Source organism: Lentibacillus cibarius, from assembly GCF_005887555.1.
Classification (GTDB): domain Bacteria; phylum Bacillota; class Bacilli; order Bacillales; family Amphibacillaceae; genus Lentibacillus; species Lentibacillus cibarius.
Window position 1 is genome coordinate 124,775 of the sequence record NZ_VCIA01000001.1, and the last position, 13,211, is coordinate 137,985.

At 42.2% G+C, this 13,211-nt stretch carries 11 protein-coding genes, 2 pseudogenes and 2 riboswitches; of the genes and pseudogenes, 2 read left to right on the top strand and 11 right to left on the bottom strand.

What is annotated here, in order from left to right; all coding sequences use genetic code 11:
* Positions 1-4: 4 nt before the first annotated feature.
* The 4 genes from efp to FFL34_RS00665 form a co-directional block, all read right to left on the bottom strand.
* The gene (gene efp / locus FFL34_RS00650) at positions 5-562 is read right to left on the bottom strand and encodes an elongation factor P (RefSeq protein ID WP_138600426.1); all 558 of its coding nucleotides are present in this window, start codon (positions 560-562) and stop codon (positions 5-7) included.
* 19 nt (positions 563-581) lie between these two features.
* On the bottom strand, positions 582-1,643 hold the full coding sequence (locus tag FFL34_RS00655) for a M24 family metallopeptidase (RefSeq protein ID WP_138600428.1): 1,062 nt from the start codon (positions 1,641-1,643) through the stop codon (positions 582-584).
* A 14-nt stretch (positions 1,644-1,657) separates the two neighbouring features.
* On the bottom strand, positions 1,658-2,089 hold the full coding sequence (gene aroQ, locus FFL34_RS00660; protein WP_138600430.1) for a type II 3-dehydroquinate dehydratase: 432 nt from the start codon (positions 2,087-2,089) through the stop codon (positions 1,658-1,660).
* Positions 2,090-2,218: 129 nt separating this feature from the next.
* A complete protein-coding gene (locus FFL34_RS00665; RefSeq protein ID WP_138600432.1) occupies positions 2,219-2,734 on the bottom strand; it encodes a YqhR family membrane protein in 516 nt (171 codons plus the stop codon).
* Between the two features lie 265 nt (positions 2,735-2,999).
* On the opposite strand from FFL34_RS00665, the gene FFL34_RS00670 reads away from it, so the two are divergent.
* Complete coding sequence (locus tag FFL34_RS00670) at positions 3,000-3,377, top strand: SA1362 family protein (protein ID WP_138600434.1); 378 nt, start codon at positions 3,000-3,002, stop codon at positions 3,375-3,377.
* Positions 3,378-3,391: 14 nt separating this feature from the next.
* On the opposite strand, the gene FFL34_RS00675 is transcribed toward FFL34_RS00670, so the two are convergent.
* From FFL34_RS00675 to FFL34_RS00690, 4 genes and pseudogenes are all read right to left on the bottom strand, one after another.
* Complete coding sequence (locus FFL34_RS00675) at positions 3,392-4,282, bottom strand: patatin-like phospholipase family protein (RefSeq protein ID WP_138600436.1); 891 nt, start codon at positions 4,280-4,282, stop codon at positions 3,392-3,394.
* A gap of 113 nt (positions 4,283-4,395) precedes the next feature.
* Complete coding sequence (gene mntR, locus FFL34_RS00680) at positions 4,396-4,815, bottom strand: transcriptional regulator MntR (RefSeq protein WP_138600438.1); 420 nt, start codon at positions 4,813-4,815, stop codon at positions 4,396-4,398.
* Positions 4,816-5,081: 266 nt separating this feature from the next.
* Positions 5,082-6,844, bottom strand: a pseudogene (locus FFL34_RS00685) (vitamin B12-dependent ribonucleotide reductase); the annotation flags it as partial.
* Positions 6,845-7,156: 312 nt separating this feature from the next.
* A pseudogene (locus FFL34_RS00690) lies at positions 7,157-7,951 on the bottom strand (ribonucleotide reductase N-terminal alpha domain-containing protein); the annotation flags it as partial.
* A gap of 450 nt (positions 7,952-8,401) precedes the next feature.
* Between FFL34_RS00690 and FFL34_RS00695 the strand changes: the two are divergent.
* Positions 8,402-8,767 (top strand): rhodanese-like domain-containing protein, encoded by a 366-nt coding sequence (locus FFL34_RS00695; protein ID WP_138600442.1) that lies wholly within the window; start codon positions 8,402-8,404, stop codon positions 8,765-8,767.
* 150 nt (positions 8,768-8,917) lie between these two features.
* Here FFL34_RS00695 and gcvPB read toward each other — a convergent pair whose 3' ends face one another.
* From gcvPB to gcvT, 3 genes are read right to left on the bottom strand one after another with little or no spacing between them, the layout of a single operon-like run.
* Positions 8,918-10,375: an aminomethyl-transferring glycine dehydrogenase subunit GcvPB gene (gene gcvPB / locus FFL34_RS00700; protein ID WP_138600444.1), complete on the bottom strand. Its 1,458-nt coding sequence runs from the start codon at positions 10,373-10,375 to the stop codon at positions 8,918-8,920.
* Positions 10,365-11,717, bottom strand: coding sequence for an aminomethyl-transferring glycine dehydrogenase subunit GcvPA (gcvPA, locus tag FFL34_RS00705; protein WP_138600446.1), 1,353 nt, complete (start codon positions 11,715-11,717; stop codon positions 10,365-10,367). The genes gcvPB and gcvPA overlap by 11 nt, the downstream gene beginning before the upstream one ends.
* Before the next feature lie 15 nt (positions 11,718-11,732).
* On the bottom strand, positions 11,733-12,845 hold the full coding sequence (gene gcvT / locus FFL34_RS00710) for a glycine cleavage system aminomethyltransferase GcvT (RefSeq protein WP_138600448.1): 1,113 nt from the start codon (positions 12,843-12,845) through the stop codon (positions 11,733-11,735).
* A 168-nt stretch (positions 12,846-13,013) separates the two neighbouring features.
* Positions 13,014-13,116: riboswitch (glycine riboswitch) on the bottom strand.
* A gap of 3 nt (positions 13,117-13,119) precedes the next feature.
* A riboswitch (glycine riboswitch) is annotated at positions 13,120-13,209 on the bottom strand.
* Positions 13,210-13,211 lie beyond the last annotated feature (2 nt).

The window sequence follows — 13,211 nt, forward strand, 5'->3', positions numbered from 1 at the left end:
TCCGTTATGCTCTTGATACATATTTGCCTTCTGTTGTATTGATTACTAACTCATCTCCCTGATTCACAAAGAAGGGAACTTGTACCGTGTATCCGGTTTCCAGCGTGGCAGGCTTTGTCCCCCCACTTGCGGTGTCACCTTTCACTCCCGGTTCTGTTTCCGCCACCGTTAATTCCACGTTTTTAGGAAGTTCAACACCGATGATTTCACCTTCATACGTCGTAACCGAAACCTCCATGTTTTCCTTCATGAAATTTAGTTCATTTTCAATTTGGCTTGTTTGCAGTTCCAGTTGTTCGTATGTTTGTGTATCCATAAATGCGTGCGTATCACCGGATGCATACAAATATTGCATCTTTCTGTTCTCAATGTGTGCTTTGCTCACTTTTTCGCCGGCGCGGAATGTTTTTTCTTGGATATTGCCGTTCCGCAGATTCCGAAGTTTAGATCTGACAAATGCAGCACCTTTTCCAGGCTTAACATGCTGGAAGTCCACTACTTGCCAGATGTCATTATCCACTTCAATCGTTAGTCCGGTCTTGAAATCATTTACTGAAATCATTTAAAATCCTCCTGTTACGCTATAGTTGAATGAGATCTTTCGGTGCGGATGTTAGCCGGTCATTGCCAGATTCAGTTACAACGATATCATCCTCAATGCGGCAGCCGCCAACGTTCGGAACATAAATACCTGGCTCAACCGTAACAACCATACCGGCTTTGAGCTCTTTATCAGAACGAAATGACAGGCTTGGACTCTCATGCACTTCCATTCCAAGTCCATGCCCTGTAGAATGACCGAAATAGTCACCATAGCCTTGTTCCTTGATATAATCCCTTGTCAGTGCATCTGCTTCTTTTCCGGTTATTCCCGGCTTAACTCCGTCAACACCAAGAAGTTGGGCCTTTAGAACAGTATCATAGATTGTATTTAATTCGGTACTAATTTCACCTACCGCAACAGTTCTCGTAATGTCTGAACAATAACCGTTGAATAATGCGCCGTAATCCATGGTAACTAGCTCACCGGATTGAATTTCTTTATCAGAAGCAACGCCATGTGGAAGCGCACCGCGATAGCCTGATGCAACAATAATATCAAAGCTGGACGATTCCGCACCTTGTTTCCGCATAAAAAATTCCAATTCATTAGCAATATCTATTTCTTTGGCACCAGGTTTGATATAACCTTGAATATGTTGAAATGCATCATCAGCTATTTGAGCCGCCTGCTTTAAAATACTTAGTTCATCCTTAGATTTAAACAGACGTAAAGCTTCTACCATTCCGCTCACACCGGTCAATTCAGCGTCAAATGTCTCTTTATACAGTTCATAGGAAGTGAAAGTTACATGGTCTTTCTCAAAACCGAGCCGTTTCACATTCATCTGGTTTAATTGGTCACGGATTTCCTGGTGAATTAACTGTTTATGTTCGACAACCGTAAACCCGTCTGCTTGTTCTCCTGCCTGTTCTATGTAACGAAAATCAGTAATAAACCGGGCATCGTCGTGACTGACAATGACCGCACCCGCAGTACCCGTGAATCCGGTCATATACCTTCTGTTTACAGGACTCGTAATTAAAATAGCATCGAGATTCACTTCTTCCAACTTTTGACGTAGTTTGTTTAATTTCCCCACTATACCATCCCTTTCTATTTGTTTTCCAAAAATGCCAGTGCAGCCAGTCGGTAGCTGTTCTTGCCAAAACCGACAATCTGTCCATAACACACGGCCGCCAGCATTGATTGGTGGCGAAACGTTTCCCGCTGATGAACGTTTGAAATATGCACTTCAATGACAGGTGTATCAATCGCTGCAATGGCATCACGCAGGGCGACACTTGTGTGGGTGTATGCGGCTGGGTTAAACAGAATGCCATCATACTTCCCATTTGCCCGATGAAGACAGTCAATCAATTCCCCCTCATGATTGGACTGGAAGCTATCCAGTTCACCCCCATATTCGCATACCAGTGCTGACAGCTCATGCTCAACTGTCTGTAGTGTGAATTCCCCGTAAACTTCTTTTTCCCGCTTACCAAGCAGATTAATATTCGGTCCATTAAGAAGCAAAAGACGATTCATTGCACTCATTCCTTTATCAATTCAGAATAGTTGCAGACTGCTATATTTTATCACAAACAACAGCATTTGAATAATGATAAAGGTTGAAAACATTGCAGGGCAATAAGTCATGGCACACTCGTGGTGCGGTTATTTTCGTTCCTCTTTAGCCTTTAATTGGTGCACTGCTTCATTGTAATCATACGAGATGGAATAACCAATAAACGTGCCATATAATATATATAAACAAACAGTCGAAACAATGGTATAGGCATTCAAGTCAACTAAAGACGGTACGTTCGGAAAAATTGGTTGCAATAAATAAAAAACAATTCCCCATAAAATGAGCCCGTAAGCACCCCCCATTAAAAATGTTTCTATTTTCTTAAAGAAAATGTAATAAATAAACGCAACCGCAATTGATAATAACCCTAAAATGATGATTGTCAGTGTGTTTCCTAGCCAGCTGTCCGTCCAGTCAGCTATGATCCATGAGCGCAGCAGGTAGCTTTTCGGTGTCACCTCTGAAAAATTAAAATAGTAAAGGGCAATTCCCAAAAAGCCAAAAACAATACCACCAACAAAACCTGTAATCAACGATCTGGAAAGTACAGTTAATGGCTCCTCTTGTTTATTCTGTTCCAGTTGCTTATCCTCTGTTCCCATTTCAAAACACCTCCAATTTTTATTGTTGCCAATGACTGAAAATCCAATCATAGTATTTTAAATTAATTTGTTGATGAATATTATTAGTGAAAAGGAGGATTTTTTAGTAAAATAGAAATTAGATACAATATGAATATTTTAAAATGAACAGGAGATAATGTTAGTAGTAGTTTCATTTAAAAATCTTTTGCTGAAATTGATAAAAGTAGCATATTAGTGGTATATACATTAGTAAGCACTGCTTAAACGAAAGGGGGATTTTCAAGTGGTTCGCAATAAGGCTTTCCTTCTGGCTTATGCAATTATCGGCCTTGCCATTATTGGTGTCATCGCACAGTTATTCACTAACACCATTTCCTTTCTAATGAGTGTACTGATGATGATTGGCTTTGCTGTTGCTTTTTTTGCGTTAATCTATTTTTTCTTTTTGCGGAGAGGTAATTCTTCCAATGACGCGAAAAAATATAGACAGGCCGTGAAACAATCCAAATCGAAATACAACCCTAAACAATCAAACCCAAACCATACCGCTTCCCAACGTCCACAGAAAGCTGGAACAAAAAAGAAGCGGAACAAACGTGCATCCCACTTAAAAGTAATCGACGGCAATAAATCCAAACGAAAAAACCGGGCCAGTTTCTGATAACTGGGCCGGTTTTAATTTGGCCAATGTCTTAAGAACGCATCAGCCTGCTCTTCACCTACGCTTATTAACTGTTCCTTTAATTTATCGGAAAGGGTAAAGTCGGTAGCAGAGACATGATTGACTGGAATAAATATAATGTGGTGTTCATCTGACTTCGAGACGTACCGGGCATCATGAGCATGCAACATTGTGCGAAAAAGTGCATGAAACATATCAAGGCCGTTTCTAATCTCATGCGGTTCAGCTTGTGCAGGATAACCGCTCAACTTCACACCCAACACAGGGCGTGTGGATCGCTTTCTTCCATCTTCAAACACCCATAATGGAAAATTACTTAATAATCCACCATCAACCATCAGACTCTTTTGCTTTTTTCTTCCACGTACTTTTTCTGGCATAAAAAAATATGGGAAACCAGCACTCATGCGTACTGCTTTAGCAACTGGAAAGCCGTTTGGGTTTATACCATATACCCGCTCCAAATCATCTGGTATAACGACCAATTTCCCAAGTGAAATGTCACTGACAACTACTTTTAAATAACCCGGTTGTAAATCACTAAAGGTGTAGACGCCTTTTTTCGCCAATTGTTTATACATCCAATGTTCTAGTTTTTTCCCTTTATATAAGCCAAGCCGAAAATAGAGATTGAGCCATTTGGAAAACGGTATAAAATCCGTCCACTTTGGCGAATCAAGAAACTCTTGCACATCAAGTTCCTGCATTAGCCGCTCTAATTCATCGGCGCTGAATCCAGCTGATAGAAGCGAGGCCATCATAGCACCGGCTGATGAACCTGCCACCCGTTCAAACGTATGATTATATGCGGAAATCTGACGTATGGCGCCTAGAAGGGCATATGCCTTCACACCGCCTCCGGAAAACACACCATCAATTTTCATTTTGCCATCCGCCGCCCTTTATAGAAATCCAGTTTAACAAGGTTTTTTCACTTGTTACTTTATATATAGGCATGCATTCGGCAAAATAGAACAAACCATCGCTATTTCAAGTGCTATACGTCACTTTTTTCTATAGCCTGGCGCAGATTTTCAACACGGATGCTGTCTTCTTTGAAATACTGCACAAGATCACCTATTCTGTCAATGGCATTCCAGCTGAGATGGTGCTCAATACCCTCGACGTCTCCATATATTTTTTCACTGTCCACACCGATAACCTCAAGAAATTCCTCAAGCAGTTCATGGCGGTAAACAAGCCGTTCACCAAGTTTTTTGCCTTTAGCTGTTAGAATAAATCCCCGGTATTTCTCATAGTTCAAATACCCATCCTTATCAAGCTTTTGTACCATTTTCGTAACAGATGATGGGTGAACTTCTAATGCTTCTGCTATATCGGACACGCGGGCATATCCTTTTGATTCCATTAAATTGTGAATCAATTCAATATAATCTTCCATGCTCGGAGTAGGCATTGTATCACTCAATTCATAGGAATAATTTTTAGATAATGCAACATTGTTTCTATCCTAATCATACACGATTTGCGGGGTTTAGACAAGTTATTGCAGAACAAAGGCGCAAGCGCCCTTGCAGGCTAAGAACGCGACGTCCTGTATGTCGGAACTGGACGTGGCGAATTTGGTACCTCAGTTGCCCACAGCAATCCAAATCAACAATTACCTAGATAAAAACAAAAAGAGGAACCGATGAATTACTGTCCCGGTTCCCCCTTTACATCCTATAATCCACATTTCAGCTGGGCACCACAGCTAGTACAAGTATTGCATCCGCCAATTTCTTCAATAGTCCCACTCCTGCACACTGGACAAGTATCACCAACTTCAGATCCAAAGGTGACATTGGTTTTGTCCAATTCCTGGATGGTATCCATCAGTACTACTTTAGGCTTTTCATCTTCAAAAAGTTCGGTTTGTTCGCTTGCTGTATTTTCTTCCGCTTTAAGTGTTAGCACCTGCGTGTCACGGCTTCCATCGACATATACCGTTCCACCTTTGGCCCCACCATGATATAAACGTCGGTAGACACTCTCCACTTGGTCAACCGTATAACCTTTTGGTGCATTAACCGTTTTAGAAATAGAACTATCCACCCAGTGCTGGATAACACACTGCGTATCCGCATGTGCCTCCGGGGAAAGATCCATTGCCGATATAAACCAGTCAGGCAAATCATTAGGATCCTGTTCAGGATGATTGTCCAAGTATTCCTGAACTATATCAGCTTTGACTTCGATAAACTTTCCTAATCGTCCGCTTCTGTAATAGGAAAATGAAAAATATGGTTCCAGTCCAGTACTTACTCCTGCCATTGTACCGGTGCTTCCAGTCGGTGCCACTGTAAGCAAGTGTGAATTGCGGATTCCATTTTTACGGACACCTTCCCTAATATCATCGGGCATTTTTTGCATGTAGCCAGTATTAACAAACGCTTCCCTTAAGTCTTGTGTCTCCTGTTCCGTATCTCCTACAAGGAACGGAAAGCTACCCTTCTCTTTGGCCAGTTCAATGGACTCACGGTATGCAGTTGTCGCTATTGTTTCAAAAATGCTATCAGCGAGTTTATTTCCTTCTGCTGATCCGTATTTCGTTTCACAATAAATCATTAAATCATGCAGCCCCATGACACCAAGACCTACACGCCGTTCACCAAGTGCCTGCTTCTTATTTTCTTCCAGAAAGTATGGGGTTGCATCGATTACGTTATCCTGCATCCGCACACCGGTCCTTACCGTTTGTCTTAATTTCTCATAATCAACCGTTTTTGTATTCTTATCCGCCATTTCCGCTAAGTTAACTGCTGCAAGGTTGCAAACGGAATAAGGTGCAAGCGGTTGTTCTCCACACGGGTTTGTCGCCACCACCTGATCGCCATATGCCTGTGCGTTTGTCATTTCATTGGATTATCAATAAAGAAAATACCCGGTTCGGCAGAATATGTTGCACAAATATTAATCAAATTCCATAATTCTTTCGCTTTTATCCGCCGATAGACACGAACTCCATACCCCATTGCTTCCCATTCACGGACATCCCCAACTTCATGCCATTTTTCATTATAAGCACGCATCTCTTCTTCCGTGTAATTTTCAACATCCGGAAAGCGGAGTTCATGGTAATCGTCATTCTCTACGGCTTTCATAAAGTCTTTCGTTATACAGACGGAAATATTGGCTCCTGTCAGGAACTCAGGGTTATGAACCGTATATGTCCCACCGGTCAGCAGCTTTTCTTCCGCCTCACGGATAGCGGCCTGTGTAAAACCGCCTTGACCTGGCATGGACCGGTAGTTGACGATACCCTGATACAAATCAGTTTCGGTCTCGGTCAAAGGTGTGAATTTCAACTTCTCCTGAGCCAATTTCTTTATATGTTCATCTTCTGTATTCTCAATTAGATACCGTAAAATTCTTGGATTCTGCATTTTTGAAATGATGAATTCAAGAATGTCGGGATGTGAATCAACAAGCATAATCATTTGTGCCAATTGGTTACACTGGTTCGTTACACCAGCTCTCCGGATCACTCCGAAGTTCAGACCATATCTTACACACTTAGTCATACCATGTGTCCCCGCGCTTCGGAATCACTTGATCCCTACTCTACTTGCTGCGTTTTCACGCGCTTTCGATGGCCGTTGAACCTTCTTCTAAACGAAGCTTGGCTGCTGATTGTCTTTGTCCACTTGCTGTTTTTACGCATTCACGTTTACCGTTTCCGGTTACGTTGTAGCCAGCAAGTCATAAAAGAGTTCCCAGCAATTCACGGGGTTTTTTTATAGACGAGGCACTTGTTTACCACGTCTTGAACCACCTTGCTCCACGAGATGTGTCAATTTGGCAATATCATCAAGCCATGATACGGAACCTGATGATTTTCCGTTCACACCTCTTGCCAATGTATTCCGTGGTCTAAGTGTCGATCCATTGGTGCCGACACCGCCACCTCTTGACATAATTTCCATTACCTGCTTGCGATGATCCGAAATTCCTTCACGGGAATCACTGATGAAAGGCATCACATAGCAGTTGAAATAAGTGACATCTGTATCAGATCCGGCACCATAAAGAACACGTCCAGCAGGAATAAAGTTCATGCTCTTTAATTCCTTGTTGAATTGTTCAAACCATTCATCCCGATTAGATTTCGTTGACTCGACTTGTGCCAAGCCTGTTGCATTTCGTTTGGCAATTTGTTCATAATAAATTTCAAGCGGCTTATCAATCACATCAAGTGAACGCCTGATAATCCCTGTGGAAGCTTCCTCTTCATCGTTAAGAACTGATAAAAACTCAGACTCTATTTGAATGGATGCTTCCTTGTTACTCCAATCGATAGATTTAATAAATCCAAACCCACGCGCAGGGAATTTAGGGTCGGGCTTCACTGTTAGAACAACGAAATCCCCGGTTTTAAGTGTCTGTTTACTAGTATCTTTGAATGCATATCGGTCAAGCATAACTAGCCTGGAAACACCTTTATGGGTCCGTTTCATATCTGCTGTTATCGGATGTACTTGCGGAAACAGCTTTATATCGTCATTTAATGATTGCACATCGATGGTCAGTTGCTTTTCGACAGCGGTCGACATAACGGGATCACTCCTTTATATGATTGTCCGGCATGGAAGTTCCGCCATGCTGTTACTATTAACGTATCATACTCTACCAAAAAAGCCAATATGTAGTATAATTATTTTCTAGTGAATACAATATATAGAAAAAAGAACAAAAATAACGCCATTTGTCAATCACACTAAGGAATAATTATATCAAGATAACGAAAGCATAAGCAAGCTAATCACGAAAAAAACAATTTTTAAAAGGATTTTCGGATATGAATTGTACGAGTGTTTTCAACGGTATTCCGCGTTTTTCGCCAATGCTGCTGTTCCGTTTCATACGGTTCGTCATTGTAACTTCTACCAGTCTAAAATGATCTAGAGGTACCAGTGATTTGCAACCGAAAAAAATTCTTTGAAAAATGCAGGCATACACCATATAATAGAATAGATAGTAATGAGAATGACGGGGGATTAATAATGGAGTTTTTAATTATAATAGCAGTAGCACTTCTAGCTTTTGGCATGTTTCGGTTTTTCAGACAGAGAAGCTTTCTGAAGACCTTAACCGAAGATCAGTTCCGTGAAGGCTACCGGAAGGCACAGCTTATTGATGTACGAGAACCGAACGAATTTAAAAAAGGCCACATACTTGGCGCACGGAACATTCCATTAACTCAATTGAAACAGCGACTTGTCGAACTTCGTAAAGATAAACCGGTCTATCTTTATTGCCAGAGCGGTTCAAGATCGGCAAGAGCAGCACAACTCCTTCATAAAAAGGGTTATGAGGATTTAAATCAGCTTAAAGGCGGCTTTAAAAAATGGACAGGAAAAGTGAAATAACAAATCCTAAAGTATTCCAGCCGACCTCCTGGCAATAGACTAGGACAACCCGCTAGGTAACCATTCCTTACAAAATTAAAAACGATTGGGCGGATTTTTCTACCGTCCAATCGTTTTTGTTTGGAAATAGCCGTAGTTTGTATATCTGTATCAGTTTGAGTGGCGCAATATTGGCTTCCGGGCCGCTGTCGTTTCATCCATTCTTTTAACTGGTGTAAGATGCGGCGCCTCTTGAACAATTTCCGGATCGTTTTGTGCTTCCTCGGAAATAGCAAGCATCGCATCGATAAAGCTATCCAGCATTTCTTTTGATTCCGTTTCCGTCGGTTCTGTCATCATCGCCTCTTCTACGTTGAGCGGGAAATAGATTGTCGGCGGATGGTAGCCATAATCGAGCAGCCGTTTGGCAATATCCAGCGTGCGCACACCTAGTTTTTTCTGGTTTTTACCAGACATGACGAATTCATGCTTACAATGCTGCGGATACGGCATGACATATTCCTTTTCCAGTCTGCGCATCAGGTAATTTGCATTCAGCACAGCATATTCACTAACTTTTTTAAGACCTTCCGCCCCCATTGTCCTAATATAGGTATAGGCACGCAAATTAATACCGAAATTTCCATAATATGGTTTTACTCTGCCAATGGATGAAGGGCGATCATCATCAAACATATACTGATTGTCTTTTTTGACAAGCAGTGGCTTTGGCAAGTATGGTGCAAGTTCGCTTGTGACCCCAACTGGACCTGAACCGGGTCCTCCACCGCCGTGCGGACCAGTGAACGTCTTGTGCAGATTCAAATGAACGACATCAAAGCCCATATCTCCAGGCCTTGCATAGCCCATGATGGCATTCAGATTGGCCCCATCATAATATAATCTTCCACCTGCACCATGCACGATCTCAGCCATTTCAAGAATTTCGGTTTCGAACAGACCAAGCGTATTAGGGTTGGTCAGCATTAGTGCAGCCGTCTCCTCATTGACAACGCGCTTCAAATCATCCAGGTCAACCAGGCCCTGATCATTCGATTTAACTGTAACAGCGTCAAAACCGGCTACTGTCACGGAAGCCGGGTTTGTGCCATGAGCTGAATCCGGCACAATAACCTTCGTCCGATTATAGTCACCATTAGCCTCATGAAAAGCCCTAATCATTAGCAAACCAGTCCATTCTCCCTGTGCTCCTGCTGCTGGCTGCAGGGAAACTTCATGCATACCCGTTAGCTCCGCCAAGGATGTCTGCAAATCGTACATCATTTCCATTGCACCCTGCACGGTTTTCGGGTCTTGATATGGGTGAATTTGACTAAAGCCGTCAAGCCTTGCCACATCTTCGTTAATTTTCGGATTATATTTCATTGTACAGGACCCAAGTGGATAGAAACCTGAGTCAACCCCATAATTCCGTTGGGACAGCCCCGTATAATGTCGCATGATTTCCAGCTCGCTTACCTCGGGTAAATCCGGGGCTTCAGCGCGAATGTAAGCATCATCAAATTCACTGTCCAAGTCTGTTTCCGGTACATCCAGCTCTGGTAGACTATAACTTGTTCTGCCTTCCCTACCGCGTTCAAAAATCAATGGAAAGTCTTTATTTGCCATAAATATCCCCCAATTCTCTTACAAAAGTGTCTATTTCTGCTTTTGTACGAATTTCCGTAACGGCGATTAGCATATGCCCTCGCAATTCCGGATACGCCTTTTCCAAATCATATCCACCAATGATTCCGCTGGTTATTAGTTGATCGTTCACATCAGTGACATTTTCCGGAAGTTTTACAACCAACTCATTAAAAATCGGTCCGTCAAAAGCAATCGGAATACCTGCCTCCACTAATCTCTGTTTCAAATAGCGTGCCTTTTGCATATTAAGAACAGCCATCTTCTTTAGACCATGTTTTCCAATTGAGGTCATAGCAACTGAACTGGCGAGTGCATTTAGTGCCTGATTGGAACAGATATTGGAAGTTGCTTTATCTCTTCTAATATGCTGTTCTCTCGCCTGCAGTGTGAGTACATATCCGCGTTCCCCTTCTTCGTCCGTTGTCTGCCCGACCAGACGTCCGGGAACTTTGCGCTTTAGTTTATCTGTTGTTGCGAAATAACCGCAGTGTGGTCCGCCAAATTGTGACGGAATGCCAAACACTTGTGTGTCACCGACTACGATGTCCGCACCAAAGTCGCCCGGAGGAGTCAAGTAACCTAATGCAAGCGGATTACTGGAGGTAATAAACATCGTCTTCTTTTGCTGGCGGATGATTGTATTAATTTCCTGTAACGGTTCCATTTGTCCAAAAAAGTTCGGGTATTGTACAACAACCCCAGCAGTGTTTTCGTCGATTTCATTTTGCAATTGTTCAAGATTGGTTTGGCCATCCTTGTAATCAATTTCGATAATCTCAAGATTTTGTCCTTTTGCATACGTGTGAATAACCGCTCTTGATTCTGGATGAACAGTTTTAGAAACGATTACTTTATTACGTTTTGTCTGACCGGCACTCAAGGTAACTGCTTCTGCAAGTGCTGTCCCGCCATCATACACAGAAGAATTAGCCACTTCCATTCCGGTTAGTTCACATATCATGGTCTGAAACTCAAAAATGGCCTGAAGTTCACCTTGGGAAATTTCCGGCTGATATGGTGTATAGGCTGTGTAAAATTCGGATCGAGAGATAACATGGTCAACAACTGACGGGATAAAATGGTCATATACCCCGGCGCCAAGAAAACTACTGTATTCATTTAAGTTGGCATTTTTTGCAGCCATTTTAGCCAATTCTTTTTTTAGCGATGCTTCATTTGCCGGTTTTTTCAGGTTTAATTCCCCTTTAAACCTTACTTTTTCAGGAATATCCGCGAACAGTGTCTCCGTTGTATCAACTCCAATGGTATCAAGCATATCCCGCTTATCTGTCTCAGTCATTGGTAAGTAGCGAAATTCCATACAAAAACCTCCCCTTTATTTATCACGTTTATAAAATGGTGTTTCAACAACGACAGCTTTTAATCTACGTTTGCGCACCTGAATATATAGTTCTGTACCTAGTTCAGCATAATCTCTATCTACAAGTACAAGTCCGATGTTTTTTTGCAATGTCGGTGACTGTGTTCCGGTAGTTACAAAGCCAATCTCATCATCGCCATCCAGTACGGGATAACCTGTACGTGGGATCCCTTTATCAAGCATTTCAATACCGACAAGCTTTCTCGATGGACCATTATCAATCTGCTTTTTCAATGCTTCTTTCCCGATGAAATCTGTTTCTTTTTTTACTTTGACAGCAAAGGCCATCCCTGCCTCAACCGGGCTAATTGTTTCGGAGATTTCTTGGCCATACAAAGGTAAATTCACTTCAAACCGTAATGTGTCCCTTGCCCCAAGTCCTGCCGGTTCCACGCCATATTCTTTGCCCGCATCCAGAATCAGGTTCCAAAGTTCTCGGCCTTTAGTTGCATCGAGATATATTTCAAAACCATCTTCTCCAGTATATCCTGTACGGGATACAATGGCTCCAGCGTCAATTCCCGAGAAGTATACCGGGTTTTCAAAACGGAAAAACTTTATCTCCCCCAAATCCGTACTAGTCAAATTCTGGAGCACTGTTTCGGCCAATGGACCCTGTAGTGCGATCTGGGCGTAAGCAGATGATACATTATTAATGGAAACATTCTCGTCCGGACCTTTCTGCTTCACTATCCATTCATAATCGCTTTCTGTATTAGCCGCATTGACAACTAGTAAGTATTGATTAATATCAAGCATATAGATGATAAAATCGTCTGCTGTCCCGCCGTCCTCATAACACATAAACGTGTATTGGGCACGCTTGGGGGTCATTCGGGAAACATCATTAGTTACCACTCGCTGCAAGAATGCTTCGCTGTCTTCACCTTCCACCAAAATTTCCCCCATGTGGGAAACATCAAACAATCCTGCTTTTGTTCTTGTCGCATGGTGCTCCTGCTTAATGCCACTGAACTGAACAGGCAGCTCCCATCCACCAAAATCAACCGTCTTTGCTCCCGATTTTTCATATTCCGGATAAATCGGTGTTCGCTTTAATTCACTCATGTCATCCACTCCCTTTAAAAGAACAATAATAAGTTGCAGACTAACTGTGAAAACAAGAAAAACTAATTTTGTTACAGATCCCGCATCTGGTCCCGACAACTGAAATAAAAAAACGCATTCGGAAGTTTTTTTCCATAAAAATAGAGATTTCTCTGTTGCCAGGGAAATCTCTGTCCTTCAACCAGAAAGTTGCACACTTTTGTAACCAGTTACGTATTACAAAGAGCGCTTGCTTCGTGGGTGGTTTACAATTTGTAAACACTCTCCAGAGGTGCGTCCTACAAGAGTCTTTTTGCCTGAGAGATTCACATATGTTTGCTCCTTCGGCGTTACTGCGTACAGTAAGCTCTCCCCTTGTATTCATTC